General features: G+C 73.5%; 17 protein-coding genes. 9 read left to right on the top strand and 8 right to left on the bottom strand.

Features of this window, described 5'->3' with window-relative positions; all coding sequences use genetic code 11:
- Positions 1-5: 5 nt before the first annotated feature.
- Positions 6-1,001, bottom strand: coding sequence for an alpha-ketoacid dehydrogenase subunit beta (locus ACQ614_RS19005; protein WP_431679720.1), 996 nt, complete (start codon positions 999-1,001; stop codon positions 6-8).
- Positions 1,001-2,143: a pyruvate dehydrogenase (acetyl-transferring) E1 component subunit alpha gene (gene pdhA / locus ACQ614_RS19000; RefSeq protein WP_431679719.1), complete on the bottom strand. Its 1,143-nt coding sequence runs from the start codon at positions 2,141-2,143 to the stop codon at positions 1,001-1,003. The genes ACQ614_RS19005 and pdhA overlap by 1 nt, the downstream gene beginning before the upstream one ends.
- A gap of 148 nt (positions 2,144-2,291) precedes the next feature.
- Between pdhA and ACQ614_RS18995 the strand changes: the two genes are divergently transcribed.
- Positions 2,292-2,756: an Lrp/AsnC family transcriptional regulator gene (locus ACQ614_RS18995; protein ID WP_363494632.1), complete on the top strand. Its 465-nt coding sequence runs from the start codon at positions 2,292-2,294 to the stop codon at positions 2,754-2,756.
- Between the two features lie 42 nt (positions 2,757-2,798).
- Here the strand turns inward: ACQ614_RS18995 and ACQ614_RS18990 are convergent, their stop codons facing one another.
- Positions 2,799-3,383 carry a TetR/AcrR family transcriptional regulator gene (locus ACQ614_RS18990; RefSeq protein ID WP_431679718.1) on the bottom strand — a complete coding sequence of 195 codons (585 nt, stop codon included), beginning with the start codon at positions 3,381-3,383 and terminating at the stop codon, positions 2,799-2,801.
- Between the two features lie 212 nt (positions 3,384-3,595).
- Here ACQ614_RS18990 and ACQ614_RS18985 point away from each other — a divergent pair, with 212 nt between their 5' ends.
- Complete coding sequence (locus ACQ614_RS18985; protein WP_431679717.1) at positions 3,596-4,867, top strand: glycosyltransferase family 39 protein; 1,272 nt, start codon at positions 3,596-3,598, stop codon at positions 4,865-4,867.
- 101 nt (positions 4,868-4,968) lie between these two features.
- Complete coding sequence (gene paaN, locus ACQ614_RS18980; RefSeq protein ID WP_431679716.1) at positions 4,969-6,666, top strand: phenylacetic acid degradation protein PaaN; 1,698 nt, start codon at positions 4,969-4,971, stop codon at positions 6,664-6,666.
- A gap of 76 nt (positions 6,667-6,742) precedes the next feature.
- On the opposite strand, the gene ACQ614_RS18975 is transcribed toward paaN, so the two are convergent.
- Positions 6,743-7,960: a glycosyltransferase gene (locus ACQ614_RS18975; protein WP_431679715.1), complete on the bottom strand. Its 1,218-nt coding sequence runs from the start codon at positions 7,958-7,960 to the stop codon at positions 6,743-6,745.
- Between the two features lie 105 nt (positions 7,961-8,065).
- On the opposite strand from ACQ614_RS18975, the gene ACQ614_RS18970 reads away from it, so the two are divergent.
- Positions 8,066-9,550, top strand: coding sequence for an FAD-dependent monooxygenase (locus ACQ614_RS18970; protein WP_431679714.1), 1,485 nt, complete (start codon positions 8,066-8,068; stop codon positions 9,548-9,550).
- Positions 9,551-9,599: 49 nt separating this feature from the next.
- Here the strand turns inward: ACQ614_RS18970 and ACQ614_RS18965 are convergent, their stop codons facing one another.
- Together ACQ614_RS18965 and ACQ614_RS18960 are read right to left on the bottom strand one after the other, a co-directional pair.
- Positions 9,600-10,721, bottom strand: coding sequence for an ISAs1 family transposase (locus ACQ614_RS18965; RefSeq protein WP_431676013.1), 1,122 nt, complete (start codon positions 10,719-10,721; stop codon positions 9,600-9,602).
- Between the two features lie 263 nt (positions 10,722-10,984).
- Positions 10,985-11,542: a CGNR zinc finger domain-containing protein gene (locus ACQ614_RS18960; RefSeq protein ID WP_431679713.1), complete on the bottom strand. Its 558-nt coding sequence runs from the start codon at positions 11,540-11,542 to the stop codon at positions 10,985-10,987.
- A gap of 199 nt (positions 11,543-11,741) precedes the next feature.
- Here ACQ614_RS18960 and ACQ614_RS18955 point away from each other — a divergent pair, with 199 nt between their 5' ends.
- The 5 genes from ACQ614_RS18955 (at position 11,742) to ACQ614_RS18935 (ending at position 18,168) form a co-directional block, all read left to right on the top strand.
- Complete coding sequence (locus ACQ614_RS18955; protein ID WP_431679712.1) at positions 11,742-13,892, top strand: protease pro-enzyme activation domain-containing protein; 2,151 nt, start codon at positions 11,742-11,744, stop codon at positions 13,890-13,892.
- Between the two features lie 236 nt (positions 13,893-14,128).
- Complete coding sequence (locus ACQ614_RS18950; RefSeq protein ID WP_431679711.1) at positions 14,129-15,220, top strand: hypothetical protein; 1,092 nt, start codon at positions 14,129-14,131, stop codon at positions 15,218-15,220.
- 118 nt (positions 15,221-15,338) lie between these two features.
- Entirely contained in the window at positions 15,339-15,812 is a 474-nt protein-coding gene (locus ACQ614_RS18945; RefSeq protein WP_431679710.1) for a VOC family protein, read from the top strand.
- Between the two features lie 3 nt (positions 15,813-15,815).
- Positions 15,816-16,703 carry a pyridoxamine 5'-phosphate oxidase family protein gene (locus ACQ614_RS18940; RefSeq protein ID WP_431679709.1) on the top strand — a complete coding sequence of 296 codons (888 nt, stop codon included), beginning with the start codon at positions 15,816-15,818 and terminating at the stop codon, positions 16,701-16,703.
- Between the two features lie 142 nt (positions 16,704-16,845).
- Positions 16,846-18,168 (top strand): peptidoglycan-binding protein, encoded by a 1,323-nt coding sequence (locus ACQ614_RS18935; RefSeq protein WP_431683961.1) that lies wholly within the window; start codon positions 16,846-16,848, stop codon positions 18,166-18,168.
- 7 nt (positions 18,169-18,175) lie between these two features.
- Here ACQ614_RS18935 and ACQ614_RS18930 read toward each other — a convergent pair whose 3' ends face one another.
- Positions 18,176-18,856: a TrmH family RNA methyltransferase gene (locus ACQ614_RS18930; protein ID WP_431679708.1), complete on the bottom strand. Its 681-nt coding sequence runs from the start codon at positions 18,854-18,856 to the stop codon at positions 18,176-18,178.
- Positions 18,853-20,994, bottom strand: coding sequence for an FUSC family protein (locus ACQ614_RS18925; RefSeq protein WP_431679707.1), 2,142 nt, complete (start codon positions 20,992-20,994; stop codon positions 18,853-18,855). The genes ACQ614_RS18930 and ACQ614_RS18925 overlap by 4 nt, the downstream gene beginning before the upstream one ends.
- Position 20,995 lies beyond the last annotated feature (1 nt).

The following is a 20,995-nucleotide window of genomic DNA, read 5'->3' as shown; positions in this document are numbered from 1 at the left end:
CACGGTCACACCTCCCACTGCAGCCGGGCGACCGCGTCCAGGATCCGGTCCACCCCGGGCAGGTGGTGGTGCTCCAGCATCGGCGCCGGGTACGGGATGTCGAAGCCGGTGACCCGCAGCACGGGGGCGGCCAGGTGGTGGAAGCACTTCTCGGTGAGCCGGGCGGCGATCTCCGCGCCGGGGCCGGCGAAGCCGGTCGCCTCGTGGACGACGACCGCGCGGCCGACCGAGCGGACGACCTCGCAGGCGGTCTCCTCGTCGAAGGGCACCAGCGAGCGCAGGTCCAGCACCGCGAGGTCCCAGCCCTCGGCCTTCGCGGCCTCGGCGGCCTCCAGGCAGACCGGCAGCGAGGGGCCGTAGGTGATCAGCACGGCGGAGCGGCCGGTACGGCGCAGCACGGCCTTGCCGATCGGCTCGACCGGCGCGGCCGGGTCCCACTCGGCCTTGCCCCAGTAGAGCCGCTTGGGCTCCAGGAAGACCACCGGGTCGTCGGAGGCGATGGCCTCGCGCAGCAGCCCGTAGGCGTCGTGGACGGTGGCCGGGGCGACCACGTGCAGGCCGGGGGTCTGCACGTAGTACGCCTCGGAGGAGTCGCTGTGGTGCTCGACGCCGCCGATGCCGCCGCCGTACGGGACGCGGACGGTGATCGGCAGCGGCAGCTTGCCGGCGGTGCGGTTGCGCATCTTGGCGACGTGCGAGAACAGCTGCTCCAGCGCCGGGTAGGCGAAGGCGTCGAACTGCATCTCGACCACCGGGCGCAGGCCGTACATGGCCATGCCGACGGCGGTGCCGAGGATGCCGGCCTCGGCGAGCGGGGTGTCCAGGCAGCGGTCCGGGCCGAACTCGGCGGTCAGGCCGTCGGTGATCCGGAAGACACCGCCGAGCTTGCCGACGTCCTCGCCCATGACGTGCACGGTCGGGTCGGCCTGCATGGCGTCGCGCAGGGCCGCGTTGAGCGCCTGCGCCATGGTGCTGGTGCGGGCGGAGACAACTGTCGTCATCAGTGGTGCACCTCGGCCTCGGCGGCCAGTTCGGCGGCGAGCTGGGCGGCCTGCTCGCGCAGCTGCGGCGTGGGCTCGGCGTAGACGTGGGCGAAGAGCGACATCGGGTCGAGCTGCGGGTCCTCGTGGAACTCGGCGCGCATCCGGGCGGCGAGCGCCTCGGCCTCGTCGGCGGCCTCCTGGACGAGGGTGTCGTCGAGGATGCCGAGCGGGCGCAGGTGTCGCTCCATCAGCAGGATCGGGTCGTGCTCGCGCCAGGCGGCGACCTCGTCGTCCGTCCGGTAGCGGGTGGCGTCGTCGGCGTTGGTGTGCGCCTCGACGCGGTAGGTGAGCGCCTCGACCAGGGTCGGACCGCCGCCGTTGCGGGCGCGCTCGAAGGCCTCGGTGAGGACGGCGTGCACGGCGGGGGCGTCGTTGCCGTCGACCAGCCGGCCCGGCATGCCGTAGCCGACCGCCTTGTGGGCGAGGGTCGGCGCGGCGGACTGCTGGGTGAGCGGGACGGAGATCGCGTAGCCGTTGTTCTGGACGAGGAAGACGACCGGGGCGTTCAGCACCGCGGCGAAGTTCAGCGCCTCGTGGAAGTCGCCCTCGCTGGTGCCGCCGTCGCCGAGCATGGCGAGCGCGACGACCGGGTCGCCGGCCAGCCGGGCGGCGTGCGCGAGGCCCACCGCGTGCGGGGCCTGGGTGGCGAGCGGGGTGCAGAGCGGGGCGGTGCGGGTGGCGCGCGGGTCGTAGCCGGTGTGGGCGTTGCCGCGCAGCAGGGTGAGGGCCTCCAGCGGGTCCACGCCGCGGGCGACCACGGCGAGGGTGTCGCGGTAGCTGGGGAACAGCCAGTCCTGCTCGCGCAGGGCCATCGCGGCGGCGACCTCGCAGGCCTCCTGGCCGGTGGTGGCCGGATAGACGGCGAGGCGGCCCTGCTTGGTGAGGGTGGTGGCCTGCTGGTTGTAGCGGCGGCCGACGACCAGGCGCCGGTACAGCTCGCGCAGCAGCGCCGGGTCCGCCTTCTCCAGGGCCGGGGTGCCCAGGACGCGGAAGGGGGAGTCGTCCGGCAGCAGCGGGGCGGGGTCGGTCCGCGGGGCAGTGGCACCGGGCAGCCAGCCGGGTACCGCGGCCGCCTGGTGTCGGTGGTCGAGAACGGTCATCTCGGGGCACCTCCGGGGTGATGGGGGCTCCCTACCGATTGTTCGGTTGTCTGTTCATCTTGACCAGATGTGCGACAGGGTGGTGGACAATCGGCCCGATCAGCGGTCGACTGGAGGCAGCATGTCCAATCAGGGAGGGTGGGGGGCCATGTCGGCTGAACAGACGTCCAGGCTCGACCGTGTCGACCGTGCGATCCTGCGGTTGCTGCAGCAGGACGGCCGCGCTTCGATCCGCTCGGTCGCCGAGCGGGTGCACGTCTCCCGGGCCAATGCGTACGCCCGGATCTCCAGGATGGTCGACGAGGGCGTGATCCGCGGGTTCACCGCGCGGGTGGACCACGAGAAGTCCGGCCAGGGAGCCGCCGCGTACATCACGCTGAAGATCGTCCAGAACTCCTGGCGGACGATCCGCGAGCAGTTGCTGGAGCTGCCGGGGGTGGCGCACATCGCGCTGGTCGGCGGCGAGTACGACGTGCTGATGCTGGTGCACACCGCGGACAACCGGGCCCTGCGGGAGCTGGTGCTCAACCGCATCCAGGCGATCCCGGACGTCCTGGGCACCCAGACCATGCTGGTCTTCGAGGAGACCGACCAGGTGCCGCCGGACGCATGAACCGCGGCCCCGGGGGCAGCCGCCGAACGGCTGCCCGAGCGGCTAGCGGGCCCGGAGGCCGTCGAAGGCGAGGTGGACGACCGCGTCGGCGACGCCGTCGGTGCCCTTGGCGCCGGGGCGGTACCACTCCACGATGGAGTTGATCATGCCGAAGAGCAGCCGGGTGGCCATCCGCGGCTCGACGTCCGCCCGCAGTTCGCCGGCGGTGACCGCGGCCCGCAGCAGCTCGGCGACCCGGTGGTCGAAGTCGCGCCGGCGCTCCAGCGCCCACTGCTCGGTGGCGGTGTTGCCGCGCACCCGCAGCAGCAGGGTCACGTAGGGGAGTTCGGCGAGCAGCACCTCCGTGGTGCGGCGCACCACGTGCTCCAGCCGGTCCACCGCCGGGCCGGTGACGGCGGCGGGCTCCTCCAGGATGGCGAACAGCGCGTCCAGGGCACGTCCGACGGCGAGCCGCAGCAGTTCCTCCTTGCCGCGGACGTGGTGGTAGATCGAGGACTTGGAGATCCCGGCGGCCCGGGAGAGGTCCTCCATCGAGGTGCCGTCGTACCCGCGGTCGTTGAAGACCTGCACCGTCACGGCGAGCAGCGAGTCGACGGTGTAGGCGGTGCGGGGGGTGTTCTCGGCCATGTGCACGAGTATCCCCGCCCGATCGGGGCGTGATCGGCCGGGGTCGCCGTGGCGGCGGTCCCGCCCGTCACGCGGCTGGGACCGGTACGGACGGAACTCCTGCGGCGGGGCTGGAGTCCTGAACAGCAGCCGGTACGCTGGTCGGATTTTGCACAGGATGAACGGACGACCGGTGCCGCACTGCGGATGGCGCACGAGACGGGAGACCCGGTATGGGTTCGACGATCGGCACGGCCACGGAGCATCCCACGGCTCCGGACGATCCCGTCGGTGCAACCGGCCCGGCCGGGCGGCGCGGCCGTGACCGGCTCCGCGCCGCAGCCGGCCGCTACGGGCCGGCGCTGCTGGTCTACGGCGCGGTACGGCTGGTCGGCCTGACCGTCTTCGCCCTGCTCGCGAACTGGTCGGGGGATTTCCACAAGAACGATCCACGGTTCGGCGGCGGCCGGACCTTCTGGGACATCCTGGGCTCCTGGGACGGCTGGTGGTACCGGCAGATCGCGGAGAACGGCTACCACCCCCAGCTGATTGCCCTCCCTGCGGGTGGCCCGTGGGACTACGAACAGAACTCCGCGGCGTTCTTCCCGCTCTACCCCGGTCTGATGCGGCTGGTCTCCTCGGTCACCGGCCTCGGCTCCTACGGCGCCGGCATGCTGGTTTCGGTGGTGGCGTCGTTCGCCGCCGCGGCCGGCATCTTCGCGGTCGCGGCCCGGCTCACCGACCGGCGCACCGGCATCGTGGCGGCCGCGGTCTGGGGCGTTTTCCCGGGCTCCGGCGTCGAGTGGGCGGTGTACTCGGACTCCCTGTTCGTCGCCCTCGCCGCCTGGGCGTGCTACTGCATCCTGACCGAGAACTGGCCTGCCGCCGGCCTGATCACCTTCCTCGCCGGACTCAACCGGCCCACCGCGGGCACCCTGGTCGCTGCCCTCGGCACCGCCGCGCTGATCTCGCTGGTGCGCCGGCGGGGTCCGGTGCTCGCACCGATCGCCGCCACCCTGATCGCCCCGCTCGGCCTGACCGGCTACATCGCCTGGGTCGGCTGGCGGATGGGCGACCTCGGCGGCTACTTCACTCTCCAGCGCGGCGCCTGGAAGCACTACTTCGACTACGGCCGGCACACCCTGGACGTGGCACGCGGTGTCCTGTTCGGCCACTACGACTACGGCTTCGCCTATCCGACCGAGGACCTGATCGGCCTGCTGCTGGTGGCCCTGCTGCCCGTCCTGGTCTTCCTGTACCTCCGCCTCCGGCCGCCGGCCGCCCTGACCGTCTACACCCTGCTGACCATCGTCATGGTTCTCGGCAGCTACCAGATCTTCGGCAACACCTCCCGCTACCTGCTGCCGGCCTTCCCGCTCTTCCTGCCCATCGCGGTCGCCCTGCGCCGCCTGTCCCCCCCTTCGCTGGCGGCCGTGCTCGGCAGCGCCGCCGTCGCCTCCGGCTGGTACGCCGGTTTCGTCATCTTCGAGCTGGGAATTCCGTAACCCTGCCGGGCCGTCCGACCACCCGGCCGCGCCCTCTTGTCCCGACCGATCGTTCGGTTACTCTTTGGGGTGTCCCGTTCTCCGCTGTGAGGAGCGCACCAATGGCTGCTGCGACCCCCGACCCGATGGTCGCCGACCTGATCGAACGCCACCAGGAGACCCTCGACCGCGCGCTCACCGCGATGGCCGAGCGCGACTACTGGTCGCCGTACCCCGAGTTCCCCAAGGCGTACGGCGAGACCGGCGCCGAGGACGGCAAGGCGGCCTTCGACGCGCTGCTCGGCACCGTCTTCACCGTCGAGGGCCAGCCCACCGACGGCGACCTGGTGGGCGGCGAGGCCTCCCCGTACGGCGTCGAGCTGGGCATCAGCTACCTGCACACCGACCCCGACGCGCTGATCGCGGCGCTGGAGGCGGCCCGCCCCGCGTGGGCGGCGGCCGGCCCCGCGGCCCGCGCCGCGGTCTGCCTGGAGATCCTGGCCCGGATCAACGCCCGCTCGCACGAGTTCGCGCACGCGGTGATGCACACCACCGGCCAGGCCTTCGGCATGGCCTTCCAGGCGGGCCCGCACGCCCAGGACCGCGGCCTGGAGGCCGTCGCCTACGCCTACGCCGAGCAGACCCGGCTGCCGCAGAGCGCCGGCTGGACGAAGCCTCAGGGCAAGCGCGAGCCGCTGCAGATGGTCAAGGAGTTCACCGTGGTGCCGCGCGGCACCGCGCTGCTGATCGGCTGCAACACCTTCCCGACCTGGAACGGCTTCCCCGGCTTCTTCGCCTCGCTGGCCACCGGCAACGCGGTGCTGGTCAAGCCGCACCCGCGCGCCGTGCTGCCGCTGGCGCTGACCGTCCGGATCGCCCGCGAGGTGCTCGCCGAGGCCGGCTTCGACCCCAACACGGTGTGCCTGGCCGCCGAGCACGAGGGCGGCACCGCCGCCCAGGTGCTGGCCGTCCGTCCCGAGGTCAAGGTCATCGACTACACCGGCTCGACCTCCTTCGGCGACTGGCTGGAGGACAACGCCCGCCAGGCCCTCGTCTACACCGAGAAGGCCGGCGTCAACACCGTGCTGGTCGACTCGACCGACGACTACCGCGGCATGCTGAACAACCTGGCCTTCTCGCTGTCCCTGTACAGCGGCCAGATGTGCACCACCCCGCAGAACCTGCTCGTCCCGCGCACCGGCATCAGCACCGACCAGGGCGACAAGTCCTACGACGAGGTGGTCACCGACCTGGCCGCCGCGATCGACGGGCTGCTCTCGGACGACGCCCGCGCGGCCGCCATCCTCGGCGCGGTCGTCAACCCGGGCGTGCTGCAGCGCACCGCGCAGGCCGCCGGCGGCGAGTACGGCGAACTGGCCCTCGCCCCGCGGCAGGTGGAGTCCGCCGAGTTCCCCGGCGCGACCATCCGCACGCCCGCCCTGGTGAAGGCCGACGCCGACAAGCCGGACGACCGCGCGTCGTTCCTCGGCGAGCAGTTCGGCCCGATCTCCTTCGCCGTCGCGGTGGAGTCCACCGAGGCCGGCATCGAGCTGCTGCGCCGCAGTGTCCGCGAGCAGGGCGCGATGACGGTCGGCGCCTACACCACCTCCCCCGAGGTGGAGCAGTCCGTCGTCCGGGCCTGCCTGGACTCCGGCGTCTCGCTCTCGCTCAACCTGACCGGCGGGGTCTACGTCAACCAGACCGCCGCCTTCTCCGACCTGCACGGCACGGGCGCCAACCCGGCCGCCAACTCGGCCTACTGCGACGGCGCGTTCGTCGCCGGCCGGTTCCGCACGGTGGAGGTCCGCCGGCACAGCTGATCCGGCGTCCGGCACGAGTCGGCGGCCCGCTCCCGCACCGCGGGGGCGGGCCGCCGGCCTTCCCCGGCCCGCCGCCTCACCGGCGGGCGCGGCGGGGGTTGAACACCCACACCCGCAGCAGCAGGAAGCGCACCAGGGTGGCCAGCGCATTGGCGCCGACCAGGGCGGCGAGTTCCGCCGAGTGCCCGGCGGCCGGGGCGGCCGCACCGAGCAGGGCGATCGCGCCGCTGCTGAGGACCAGCCCGACGGCGAGGGCGATACCGCCCTCGACCTGGTGCTTGAGGGCGTCCCGGCGCCCCGTCACACCGAAGGTGAAGCGGCGGTTGGCCGCCGTGTTGAAGACAGCGGTGACCGCCAGCGCAAGGAAGTTGGCGGCCAGCGCCGGCATCAGCTGGCGCATCCCCAGGTACAGCAGCACGTACGCCAGGGTGGAGAGCGTGCCGACCACCGCGAAGCTGGCGAGCTGCCAGCCGAGGCCGGGCGGCAGCTGCGCCTGCCGGACCCGCTCGGGGGCCTGGATGTCGGCGGCGCCGGCCAGCGAGCGGCGGGCCACCCGGGCCATGCCCTTGAGGTCGTCGACCGCCGTCCGGACGATGTCCACCCGGCTGTCCGGGTCGTCGACCCAGTCCACCGGCACCTCGTGGATGCGCATCCCCGACCGCTCGGCGAGCAGCAGCAGCTCGGTGTCGAAGAACCAGGCGTTGTCCTCGACCTCGTCGAGGAGCTGCTTCACCACCGAGGTGCGCCCCGCCTTGAAGCCGCACTGGGCGTCCGAGAACTTCGCCGCCATGGTCGCCCGCAGCAGCAGGTTGTAGGTGCGCGAGATGAACTCCCGCTTGGGCCCGCGGACGACCGCCGAGCCGCGGTGCAGCCGGCTGCCGATGGCGAGGTCGCTGTGCCCGGAGAGCAGCGGGGCGACCAGCGGGAGGAAGGCCTCCAGGCCGGTGGACAGGTCGACGTCCATGTAGGCGACGACGTCGGCGTCGCTGTCGCCCCAGACCTGCCGCAGCGCGCGGCCGCGGCCCTTGAGCTCCAGGTGGACGGCGTTGACCTGGGGGATCTCCGCGGCCAGCGCCGTCGCGACCTGCCAGGTGCGGTCGGTGGAGGCGTTGTCGGCGACGGTGATCCGGTAGGGGTAGGGGAAGGTCTCGGCGAGGTAGGCGTGCAGCCGGCGGACGCAGCGCTCGACCGTGTGCTCCTCGTTGTAGACCGGGACGACCACCTCGACCAGGCTCGTCCGTACCTTGTCCCCGGTCGCCGGGGTGTCGGCCAGGATCGTTGCGGGCTCTGTCATGGCAAAGAGGCTCACAGCGCCTGATGGGCCCGGGATGATGGGAGTCTGAGAGCGGACTGAGAACCGCGCGGCCCGCTCGTCGTTACGACCAACGGGAGATGACACATGGCTGACAGGCAGCTCGACTCCGATGTCGTGGTCGTCGGCGCAGGGCCCACCGGGCTGCTGCTGGCCGGCGACCTGGCGGCCGCGGGGGTGCGGGTGACGGTGCTGGAGAAGCGCGGTGCGGAGTCCAACCTCACCCGGGCGTTCGCGGTGCACGCACGGACACTGGAGCAGCTGGACGCCCGCGGCCTGGCCGACGACCTGATCGCCACCGGCACCGCGCTGTCCTCGCTGCGCCTGTTCGGCCGGCTGCGGGTGGAGCTGGGCGACCTGCCGACGCGGTTCCCCTTCGTCCTGATCACCCCTCAGTCGAACACCGAACGGCTGCTGCAGGAGCGGGCGCTGAAGGCCGGTGCGGTGATCCGGCGGGGCGTCGAGGTGGTGGGGCTGCGGCAGGACGCCACCGGAGTGCGGCTGGACGTCCGGGAGGACGGCGAGCCCGCGGCGCACCGGGCGGCGTACGCGGTCGGCACGGACGGCGTGCACAGCACCGTCCGCGACCTGATCGGCCTGCCGTTCCCGGGCACCTCGGTGGTGGACTCGGTGATGCTGGCGGACGTACGGCTGGAGCAGGCACCGGAGGAGGTTCTGACGGTCGCCGCCAACGAGGCGGGCTTCGCGCTCGTCGTGCCGTTCGGCGACGGCTGGTACCGGGTGGTCGCCTGGGACCGCCACCGCAGCCTGCCGGACGGCTCCCCGGTGGACACCGTCGAACTGGCCGGGCTGCTCCGCGCGGTGCTCGGCTCCGACCACGGACTGCACGACGTGCGGTGGTCGTCCCGCTTCCACAGCGACGAGCGCCAGGTGCCGACCTACCGCTCCGGCCGGGTGTTCCTCGCCGGCGACGCGGCGCACTGCCACTCCCCGGCCGGCGGGCAGGGCATGAACACCGGCCTGCAGGACGCCGCGAACCTCGGCTGGAAGCTCGCCGCCGCGGTGCAGGGCTGGGCGTCGGACGCACTGCTCGACACCTACCAGGCCGAGCGGCACCCGGTGGGGCGGGCGGTGCTGCGCAGTTCCGGGGCGCTGATCCGGATCGCGCTGGCCCAGTCGCTGCCGGCCCGGCTGGCCGGCGGGGTGCTGACCGCCGCGGCGGACCGGCTCGGCCCGCTCGCCCGGCGCGGCGCCCGGACGGTCTCCGGCCTGGCCGTGGCGTACCCGCCGGCCGGGGAGGCGCACCCGCTGGTCGGACGGCGCATCCCCGACCTGCGGCTGGCGGTGGACGAGCCGGGCGACTCCCCGCGGCTGTACGAGGCACTGCGCTCCGGCCGTTCGGTGCTGATCGGCAACGACGAGCAGCCGGCCGCCGAGGAGTGGTCCGGCCGGGTGGTGACGGCGGCGCCGGCGGACCCGCACGGCAAGCTGCGGGACACCGTGCTGCTGGTCCGGCCGGACGGCTACGCGGCCTGGGCCGCGGTCGACCCGAGCCGCTCCGAGGTCCGGGCCGCCCTCACCCACTGGCTGGGCCGCCCCTCCCGCCCGTAGGAGGGGGCAGGGCTCTTGCAAGGTCTGATTTCTCTGGCATTCGCGCTGGTCAACGGGGGATGCCGAGGAGGTCGAGGGGCTTGGTGAAGGGTTCGTAGGACAGGTCGCGGACGGCCGCGGCGATGTTGGTGGCGCCGTCGGCGCGCAGGTGGTTGAGCGCGGTGTTGCGCAAGCCGGCCATGTTCTCCGGGCCGTGACCGGTGCGGACCTGGGAACGGTCCTCGTCCCAGAGGGTGTCACGAACGTAGTGGATCTTGTTCTCGATGCCCCAGTGCCCGCGGACGGCCTGGGCGAGGTTCTCGGGCTTCGCCCGCGACGAGGGCAGGTCGGTGACCACGTAGACGGTCTCGCGGGTCCGCTTGCCGGTGGCCTGTTCGGTGCGGTGACGAGTGATCCGGGCGACCTGCCTGACGTGCGGGAACGCGAAGTGGGAGACGGTGAGGACCTGGACGACCCGGGTCTCGGTGCGACCGTGGCCCCGGCTGCGGTCGTAGTACTTGGCGGTGGCCTGCTTCCAGGGCAAGGCCCGGCAGCTGGCGTGCAGGGTCGGCTGGTTGGCCTTCACCGTCAGGACGAAGTGGGCCTTCTTGTCCTCGACCAGGAACCGGGCGGTCTCGACCTGGGTGTGCAGGGCGTCGGCGGTGACGACCGTACCGGAGATGTCCAGCGCCGCCAGCAGGTCCCGCAGGCACGGGATCTCGTTCGTCCCGTCCGGCACCCGCAGCTGAGCCAGCAGACGGTCGTCCTGGTCGACGACCGAGAGCAGGTGGGCGGCCTGCCGGTCTCGGGTGCGTGAGCCCCTCGCGCTCTTGCCGTCCGCCGCGAGCCGGCGTGGCCGGGGACCCGGCTCGCCGACCGGCTGCAGCAGGACAGCGAGCCCGGCCGGGTTCAGCTTCTCGACCACACGGCGCACAGTGTCCATCGACGCCGCCGGCCGCACGCCCAGCGCGCCGCGCGGCGGGAAGCCCAGCCTCTCCAGCGTGTGCTGCGGGGCGCGCCGTAGCCACTGACCAATCGCCGCGTACGAACGGGCCCCGGCCACCACCGCGCAGGCCGCCGCGCGGACCAGTGCGAGCAGTGGATACCGCCGTCCGCGCCGATCCCGCGGGTCCCACGCCTCGGGCCCGTCACCCGCACCGGTGACAACGCACGACAGCACGGCCGCGGGCATGGAAGACTCACAGAACACCGAAGCTCCGTTGGTAGTAAGCGACTTGAGAGGTCACTCACACCAACGGAGCTTCGGTCTTTCCGGTCACACCCCCGATGACCAGGCGCTTTGCAAGATCACATCGACCTTGCAACAGCCCTGTAGGAGGGGGCGAGCCGCCAAGGGTGCGGGAACTGCGCAATTCGGATGCGGGCGTCAAAACGGAATGGGCCGGCCCATGATCCGTAAGGCAGCCGCTCCGAATTGCGCAGTTCCCGGCGCCCCTAAGGGGCAGCCGTGCGCTCGCCGATCGTCCGCTCGTAGTGGCGGGCGGCTTTCGAGCGGTTTCCGCAGACGGCCATCGAGCACCAGCGGCGGCGGCCGTTCTGCGATGTGTCGAAGAAGTGCAGAATGCAGGCGGGGTGTGCGCAGCGCTTGATGCGGTGGGCCCCCAGGCGGAGCAGGGAGAGGTAGTCGTCGGCGGCCAGCCAGGCGGCGAGCTGCTGCGGGGTGTCGGTCTCGGCGGTCTCGGCGGGGCCGTCGGCGGTGAGGGTGTGCCGGAGCCGGCCGTGCGCCAGGACGGCGTTGAGGGCGGCGACGCCCTCGGGGGTGCCGGGGGTGTCGACGAGGGCGTCCAGGGCGCTGCGGGCTGCCCTGACGGCGCTCAGCGAGGCCTCGTCGGCGGGGCAGCGGTCGGCGAGGCCGGCCGAGGAGAGCCAGGTGCGGTAGCCGTCGAGGTCGGCCAGGAGGTCCTGCTCACCGGCGTCGCGCCAGCGCGTGTTCAGCAGATCGAGCGCGAGCGGTTCGCCGATCAGCGGGCGCGGGTCGCGGGGGTCAGCCATGCCGCCGAGTGTAGTGCTCCGCAGCCCGGAACCATTCACTGTATGAATTCACATTCATTCTGTTGATGAATCCGGATTCCACAGTTGACTGTTTTTTAGCAAGCGATTGCTGCCGCATGGGCCCATTCCTGGGCGCTTTCTGAGAACTTCGTGCAAGCGTTTTCGATCCCGGAACGCCCCACACCTTCCGGAGGAACCCGTGCGACCCCGCTCGCTCGCTCTTTCCGCGGCCATCGCCGTCCTGCCCCTGACCGTTGCCTCCCTCGGCGCCTCCACCGCCCAGGCCGCCCCGACCCCGCAGGCCGCCTCCCGGGTGGCCCTGCCGAACACCGTGACCCCGGCGGTGGCCCGCTCGCAGAAGCAGGGCGACCTGCCCGCCGACCGGACGCTGTCCGTGTCGGTCAACCTGAAGCTGCGCAACACCGCCGACCTCGACCGCTTCCTCAAGGCCGTGAGCACCCCCGGATCGCCCGAGTACGGGCGGTACCTGACGCCGGCGCAGTTCACCGCCGCGTACGGGCCGACCGAGGCCGACGTGGCGAAGGTGCGCGCCTTCCTGACCGGCCAGGGCCTGACGGTCACCTCGGTGAGCGCCAACCGCCAGGTGGTGAACGTCCGCGGCACCGCGGACCGGGTGGCGAAGGCGTTCGGCACCCACGAGAGCTCGTACCGCGACCCGCAGCAGGGCGGGCGCACCTTCTTCGCCAACGACGCCGCCGCGACGGTGCCGGCCGAGCTGGCCGGCACCGTCGAGGGGATCTCCGGACTCGACAACCACACCGTGCGCACCTCGCGGGCCGTCAAGCCGAACGCCGCCGCACCGCTCGCGGCGCCGAACGGACTGGCCCCGGCGCAGTACGACGGCGCCTACCGACTGGACAAGGTCGGCGCCGACGGCACCGGCGTGACCGTCGCCCTCTGGGAGTTCGACGGCTACAGCTCCGCCGACCTGCGCACCTACGACACCCAGTACGGCCTGAGCGGCCCGGCGGTCTCCACCGTGTCGGTGGACGGCGCGAACTACGACTCCTCGCCGGGCGAGGGTCAGGGCGAGGTGGAACTGGACAGCGAGATCGTCCGCGGCGTCGCCCCGAAGGCCACCCAGCTGATCTACGAGGCCCCGAACAGCGACCAGGGCGAGATCGACATGGCCGCGAAGATCGTGTCGGACAACCGGGCCTCGGTCATCTCCATCTCCTGGGGCTCCTGCGAGCCGGACACCACCCCGTCCTCGATGACCGCGGTGAACAACTCCTTCAAGCAGGCCGCGGCCCAGGGCATATCGATCTTCTCCGCCTCCGGCGACGACGGCTCCCGCGACTGCACCCGCTCGACCAGCGGCTCCACCGTGAAGGCGGTCGACTTCCCGGCGTCCAGCCCGTACAACACCGGCGTCGGCGGCACCAACCTCAAGGTGAGCGGCAACGCGTACTCCTCGGAGAGCGCCTGGAGCACCGCAGGGGGCGGCGTCTCCACCCAGTTCGCCAAGCCGAGCTGGCAGACCGGCACCGGCGTCACCGGCACCATGCGCACCGTGCCCGACATCTCCTCCAACGCCGACCCGGCGAGCGGCTTCGCGATCTACACCACCGGCGGCTGGCAGGTCTACGGCGGCACCTCCGCCGCGGCCCCGCTGTGGTCCGGCTACACCGCGCTGTACAACCAGAAGGCCAAGGCCGCCGGCCAGGCCGTGCTCGGCGAGGCCAACCCCAAGCTCTACTCGCTGGCGAACTCGAGCAGCTACGGCAGCGTGCTGCACGACATCACCACCGGCAAGAACCAGGACTTCTCCACCAAGACCGGCTACGACCAGGTCACCGGCTGGGGCACCCCGATCGCCGACTCGCTGACCACCGCCCTGCTCGGCGGCGGCACCACCCCGCCGCCCACCGGCGGCTGCACCGCCGCCCAACTGCTCGGCAACGCCGGCTTCGAGACCGGCACCGCCGCCCCGTGGACGGCGTCCTCCGGCGTCGTCGACAACAGCGCCTCCGAGGCCGCGCACTCCGGCTCCTGGAAGGCCTGGATGGACGGCTACGGCTCCGCCCACACCGACTCGGTCTCGCAGACCGTGTCGATCCCGGCCGGCTGCAAGGCGGCCTTCACCTTCTGGCTGCACGTGGACACCGCCGAGACCGGCAGCACCGCGTACGACAGGCTGACCGTCACGGCCGGCTCCACCACCCTGGCGACCTACTCCAACGCCAACGCGGCGAGCGGCTTCGTGCAGAAGTCCTTCGACCTGTCGGCCTTCGCCGGGCAGACCGTGACGCTGAAGTTCACCGGCACCGAGGACTCCTCGCTGCAGACGAGCTTCGTCGTGGACGACACCGCGCTCACCGTCTCCTGAGCCGTCGCCCGCCGGCCGGCGCGGACCCCTTTCGGGCCCGTGCCGGCCGCACTGTTGCGGATGTGTTTCTATCCGCCGTGAACCAGGACTTTTTTGTCGTGACCACTGTCATATGTCCGAGTTGATGACGTAGCCTCTCGACGGTGCGTAGGGTGTGCCCCCAGCTCGGTGTGGCAGCCCGATCACGGAACGCTGGGCCGACGCCGCCGAACTCGCCTGGTGGGGGAGGTTTCCGGATGGGTTCACAGCAGCCGCAGCAAGCGGGCCGGCTCAGGCTGGTCGGAGAACGGGACGCAGGTCCGGCGTACGGCCGGCAGCCCCGGCCGGCGGCCGAGCGCGCCCCGGGCCCGGCGCCCGCGCGCACACCGGTCAGGCCGCCCGCGCAGCCCGCCGTCCCGCCGCAGCCCGCGCCCCCGCAGCCGGCCGCGGCCGGCCACGGCCTGGGCTTCGCCGAGGTGCTCAACGCCGCGATCGAGGCCAGCGGGCTCAGCCTCGACCGGATCAGGGCCGCCCTGGCCCACCAGGGCGTCAGGATCAGCGTCACGACCCTCAGTTACTGGCGCCGCGGGCGCAGCCAGCCGGAACGCGCCGCCTCGCTGCGCGCCGTCCACCTGCTGGAGGAGCTGCTGGCGCTGCGCCGCGGCACGCTCTCCTCGCTGCTCGGGCCGCCGCGCCCGCGCGGCCGCTGGATCGCCCCGACCACCCACGACGCCCTGCGGGTGGAGCAGGTCTGGCCGGGCGAGCAGGAGATCGCCGAGGTCTTCGAGGAGCTGGACGCCCCGCCCACCGGCGACCTGGAGCGCCTCTCCATCCACGACTCGTACTTCGTCGACGCCAACCGCCGCGGCCACCTGCTGAGGATGCGCCAGGTGGTGCGGGCGACCGTCGGCGGGGTGGCCCGCTGCGTGGTGGTGCACAAGGCGGACGAGGGCGCCGTCGGCTGCCCGGAGATCACCTCGGTGCGGCACGCCCGGCTCGGCCGGGTCCGCCGCCGCCCGGAGAGCGGGCTGCTCGTGGCCGAGCTGCTGCTGGACCGCCCGCTGGCGCTCGGCGACTCCACCGTCTTCGAGTACGAGGTGGGCATCCCCGACACCGGGCCGACCACCGACTACGGCCGCTTCTTCGCGGTGCCGGTGCGCGAGTACGTGCTGCAGGTGCACTTCGACCCGGGGGCGGTGCCCGCGCACTGCGAGCGCTTCGACCGGGACCCGGGGGCGGAGGTCGACCGCAAGCGGGATCAGCTGTGGATCGGCGCCTCGGCCAGCGCCCATGTGCTGGCGCCGGACCAGCCGCCGGGCCAGGTCGGCATCCGCTGGCAGTGGGAGTAGCCGGATCATCTAACCATTACACGACCCCATACCGGTTTGCGCCCCGATCATCTAACCCGTACTGTCAGTAGTACCGGTTAGACGACCGGGCCGTCCCCTCTTCCGGGAGTGATGCGTCGTGTCCACCGCCGCCCTGGCCCCCCGCACCCTGCAGACCGGCCACGTCGGGCTCAACGTCACCGACCTGACCCGCTCGGTCGCCTTCTACAGCCGCCTGCTCGGCCTGGAGGTGGCCGCCGAGTCCGCCGAGCCGGGCCGCCGCCACGCCCTGCTCGGCCGGGACGGCACCCTGGTGCTCACCCTCTGGGAGCAGAGCAGCGGCACCTTCTCCCCCGGCACCCCCGGGCTGCACCACCTCTCCTTCCGGGTCGACTCGGTCGAGGAGGTGCAGGCGGCCGAGGCCGTCCTCAAGGAGCTGGGCGCCGCGTTCGCCCACGAGGGCGTCGTCCCGCACGGCGAGGGCGCGGACTCCGGCGGCATCTTCTTCACCGACCCGGACGGCATCCGACTGGAGGTCTTCACCGCCGCGGGCGTGGCCGTCACCGGCGCCGCGGCCCCCGACGGCACCGCCCCGACCTGCGGGTTCTTCTAGACCATGTGGCACGAGGGCGAGCGGGCCGTACAGCGGCGCGCCGGGCAGCAGGAGCGGGCCGACCACACCGGGCGGTCGATCGGTCGCGTCATTCCGCCGGTGGCCGCCCGGTTCCTGGCCGAGCGGCGCACGGTCGTGGTCGGCGCGGCCGACCGCACGGGGCGGCTGTGGGCCACCCAGCTCTCCGGGCCGGCGGGATTCGTCCGGGCCGAGGGCGAGCACACCGTGACGGTGGCGGCCCGCCCCGTCCCGGGGGACCCGCTCGCGGAGGTGCTGGCCGGGCCGGCCGAGGTCGGCACGATCGCCCTGGACGCGGCCGGGCGGCGCCGGATGCGGCTCAACGGCCGCTCCGTCCCGCACGGCCCGGAGGGGCTGCGGATCACCGCCGACCAGGTGTACGCCAACTGCCCCAAGTACATCCAGCGGCGCAGCCCGCACGACCTCCCCGCGGCCGGGCCGGCCACGGCCGCCACCGCCTCCTCGGGAGGCCGGCTGACACTGGGCGGCCGGCTGGCCGTGGCGAGCGCCGACACCTTCTTCATCGCCACCGCCGGGCCGGACGGCCGGGTGGACGCCTCGCACCGGGGCGGCAATCCGGGCTTCGTCCGGGTGCTCGGCCCGGACCGGCTGCGCTGGCCCGAGTACCCCGGCAACAGCATGTTCATGACCCTGGGGAACCTGGAGCTCAACCCCTCCGCGGGCCTGCTGCTGCCCGACTGGGAGACCGGCGGCACCCTGCTGCTGACCGGCCGCGCCGAGGTGGACTGGTCCGACCCGGCCGCCCCGGCGGTCGACTACGCCGTCGAGCAGGTGGTGGAGCTGGCCCGGGCCACCGCCCTCGCCTGGTCGGAGCCGGAGTTCTCACCGGCCAACCCGCCGGTGCCGAGGTGAGCCGGGGCTGACACCCCGACGGTTCCGTCCGACATCTCTTCACCGGCTTGTAATATTTTGTTACTTAACAGGTGATATTCCGTCGGCTGACGGTGGAACACATCCCTCTCCCGCACAACGAGGAAGGGACCCAACCGTGCTGATGGAGTTCACCGAGGTCGAGCCGGACGACCGCTGCAGCTGCCGCGGCTGCGGCGCCCGCCGCCTCGCGCGGTCGCACGCCGCCCACCGCCCCGACGGGCGGCCGGCCGTCCACGGCGCCCGCCGAGCCGCCGTCCTGGTCGCGGCGGTCGGCACCGCGCTCGGCGGTGCCACCAGCGCCATAGCCGCCGCCCCGCGGGCCGCCGCCGCGGACAGCCCCGCACCCACCACCCCGCAGGGCGAGGTCGCCGGCCCGTTCGGCGCCGAGGCCGAGCAACCGCGGGCCCTGCAGCGCGCCACCACCCGGGAGGAGATCATCGCCCGTGCCCAGCGCTGGGTGGACCAGAAGGTGCCGTACTCGATGAGCCGCTACTGGTCCGACGGCTACCGGCAGGACTGCTCGGGCTTCATCTCGATGGCCTGGGGCCTCGGCAGCAGCCAGACCACCTGGACGCTGCCCAACTTCGCCGACCGGATCGGCAAGGACGAGCTCCAGCCCGGCGACGCGCTGATCTACAACGACTCCTCCAGCCCGCAGGGCGGCTCGCACGCCGTCCTCTTCGGCGGCTGGACGGACTCCTCGCACACCCGCTACACGGCCTACGAGCAGACCAGCCCCAACACGATCCGGCGCAGCACCCCCTACGCGTACTGGAACCACTCCGGCTCCTACCTGCCCTACCGCTACCGCGGGCTCGCGGCCACCACGGACGAGGCGGCCTTCCCCGGCCTCGGCTGGTTCGGCCCCGGGCAGACCAACCCCTACGTCAAGCGGCTCGGCGAGATGCTGGTCGCCCGCGGCGGCGGGCGGTTCTACCCCGAGGGGCCGCACTCGGCCTGGAGCGAGACCGACCGGCTGGCGACCCAGGCGTTCCAGCTCGCCCAGGGCTGGCGCGGCACGGAGGCGGACGGCCTGCCGGGCAAGGACACCTGGGCGCTGCTGGTGAGCGGCCGGGGCAGCGCCATTCCGGCCGCACCGCTGCCGGTGCCGCCCCCGCTTCCCGTGCCGCCGGTGCCGCCGGTGCCGCCGGTGCCGACGGTGCCGCCGGTGCCGACCGTGCCGCGGCTGCCGGGGGCTCCCGCGGCTCCGGCCTTCCCGGGGGTGGACGCCTTCGGTCCGGGGAAGGTCAACGCCGCCGTCTCACTGCTCGGCGAGCAGCTGGTACGCAAGGGCTTCGGCGCGTACTACGCGGTGGGCCCGGGCCCGGAGTGGACCGAGGGCGACCGGCGCAACGTCGAGGCGTTCCAGCTCGCCCAGGGCTGGCGCGGCGCCGAGGCGGACGGCTACCCCGGTCCGCACACCTGGCGGCTGCTGTTCGGCTGAGCCGCCGTCACGGGCGGCCGGCGCCGTTCCCGTGCACCCTGATCCAGGCGTGCATGGCGATGGCGGCGGCCGCCCCCGCATTGATCGACCTTGTCGAGCCGAACTGCGCGATCGAGCAGACCGCCGAGGAGTGCTCCCAGGCCTCCGCGGTCAGCCCCGGGCCCTCCTGCCCGAACAGCAGCACACAGCGCTCCGGCAGCTCGTACGTCTCCAGCGGCACCGCGCCGGGCAGGTTGTCGATGCCGATGACCGGCAGCCCCCGCTCGGCGGCGAAGGCGGCCAGCGTGGCCACCGACTCGTGGTGGCGCACGTGCTGGTACCGGTCGGTGACCATGGCACCGCGGCGGTTCCAGCGGCGCCGGCCGACGATGTGCACCTGCTCGGCCAGGAAGGCGTTGGCGGTGCGCACCACCGAGCCGATGTTGAAGTCGTGCTGCCAGTTCTCCACCGCGACGTGGAAGCCGTGCCGGCGGGTGTCCAGGTCGGCGACGATCGCCTCGCGGGTCCAGTAGCGGTACTGGTCGACCACGTTGCGGCGGTCGCCGGCGGCCAGCAGCTCGCGGTCCCAGTGGTCGCCCTCGGGCCACGGCCCGGGATGCGGGCCGACGCCGATCTCGCGGTCGTCGGCGGTCTGCACGAAGGCGTCGTCGTACTGCTCGCCCTCGTGGGGCACTCCGGTCTCGCTCACGTCCCCGAGGGTACGCGGCGCGGCCGGACGGCCTTCTCGAGGTCGCCCAGGGCCTGCAGCATCAGCTTGGCGCCGGCCCGGGCGAGCGCGTCCCGGTCGTCCTGGCCGGCGCCCGGGGCGTCGGTGTGCCCGGCCGTGGAGCGTTCCGCCCCGCGGTCCGGGCGACCGTCCCAGCGGGCATAGGCGTTGCGCAGCCCGTCGAAGTCGACCTGCTCGCCGATCAGCACGGCGGCCGCCGCGATCGCGGTGGAGTAGCGGAGCTCCTCGGCGAAGTCGGCGGCGCCGGGCACCGGCCGGCTGCCGGCGCCGGGCAGGTGGGCCTCCATCAGGACGGCGCTGCGGGCGAGGAGTCCGACCGCGGTGCGGGCCCGGTCGAGCTGCTTGCGGGAGAGGTCGGGCAGCCGGTCGGCGTGCCGGACGGGCTCGGCGTCGGCCCGCTCGATCGCCTCCAGCAGCTCGGCCCGGGCCTCGCGGGCGTCCAGCAGGGCGTCGCGGACCTCCCGGTCGTCCCGCCCGGCCGGGTCGCCGTACGCACCGATCACCGCGGCCCCGTAGCGGCCGGCCGCGGCGAGCCACTCGGCGAGCCGCTCCGCGAGCCTGGCGGTCTGCCAGGTCGGGAAGAGCGCGTAGGCGCCGAGCGCGATCGCGCCGCCGAGCAGGGTCAGCAGGACGCGTTCCAGCGCGGTCTCCAGCGGATCGCCGGCCTGCAGCCCGAGCAGGAACACCACGTAGGAGGAGACGCAGGCGGTGGTGAACGCGTACCCGGTGCGGATGGTCAGGTAGGCGCCGAAGATGCACACCACGGCGAGCGCCGTCGACAGCCACGGCCCCGGGTCCAGCACCTGGACGACGGCGGTGCTGACGGCCACGCCGACGACCGTGCCGGCCAGCCTCGCCACGCCCCGGCTGAAGGTCTGCGCGAAGTCCGGGCGCATCACCATGGCCGCGGTCAGCGGCGCCCAGTAGCCGTGGTGCAGCCCGAGCGGCCGCGCCGCCAGGTAGGAGAGGGTGACCACGCAGGACAGCCGGACGGCGTGCTGGAAGACCGCGGAGCGCGGCTGGAGCTGCCGCCTGACGGTCGCGAAGCCGACCGGCACCACCTGCCAGAACGACGGGCGGCGGCGCTGCGGCGTACGGACGGCGGAGCGGTCCTGCCGGTCGAGCGCGCCCACCGCCCGGCTGATCTGGGTGGCCAGCCGCTCGGCCGAGCGGCGGGCCGCCCGGGGCAGCTCGGGGCTCTCGGCGGCCTCGGCCAGGGTGAGTGCGGGGGTGCCGGTCGGCGGCCGCACCGCCTCGGCGGCCCGGACGGAGGCGGCCAGGGCGTCCAGCAGCTCGGCGGCCGCGGCGAGGATCTCCCGGGCCCGGTCCCGGCCGGGACCCTCCGCGGGGGCGCCCACCGCGGGGTCGGCGAGCGCGGCGAGCGCAGGGCGGATGTGCTCGGCGACGGCACGCAGCCCGTTCAGCTCGGGCGGGCGGTGCCTGGCCTGCCAGGCCGTCAGGGCGCCGGCCCGCCGGGCGGTCATGAAGGGTTCGGGGTCGACGATCGCGACCGGGTCGTGGCGCAGTCGGCGGGCGTAGTCGCCGAGTTCGGCGTAGGTGTCGGCGAGGGCGTCGCGGTGGCCCCGCCAGGGGTCGACCCGCCACAGGGCGCCGGTCAGCGCCTGCACCGCGCCGCCGAGCGCGCAGAGCAGGCCGTGGCCCACCGCGGTGGGGATGCTGACGGGCAGTTGGACGACGACCAGCATGACGGAGACCGTGGTGGCGGCGACGGTGCCGCCGGTCGAACCGATCGCCCAGATCATGCCCGCCCCGAACGACCAGACGGCCAGCAGGACGGGGAAGGCGCCCGGGACACCCACCGCCGCGTACCCGAGGAAGGTGCTGATGCCGAGCCCCAGGCCGGCTGCGGCCGCCAGCCCCGCCCGGGGGCGGAAGGTGCGCTGGAAGGTCGCGGTGCCCGCGATGAAGGCGCCCATCGCGGCGGAGGTGGCGGGCCCCGTCCCGGCGACGGCCAGCACCGGGAAGACCACCAGGGCGACGGCCACCGCCCCGCGCAGCGACCGCCGCGGGTCGGAGAGTTCGCGTGCCGGGACCAGTCCGGCCTTCGCAGTGTCACGAAGCGCAACGGACCAGGGCATA

Source organism: Kitasatospora dryopteridis (genome assembly GCF_050749075.1).
Lineage (GTDB): Bacteria > Actinomycetota > Actinomycetes > Streptomycetales > Streptomycetaceae > Kitasatospora.
Note: the sequence above shows the minus strand (reverse complement) of the source record. Positions and strands in the feature narration are given on the sequence as shown.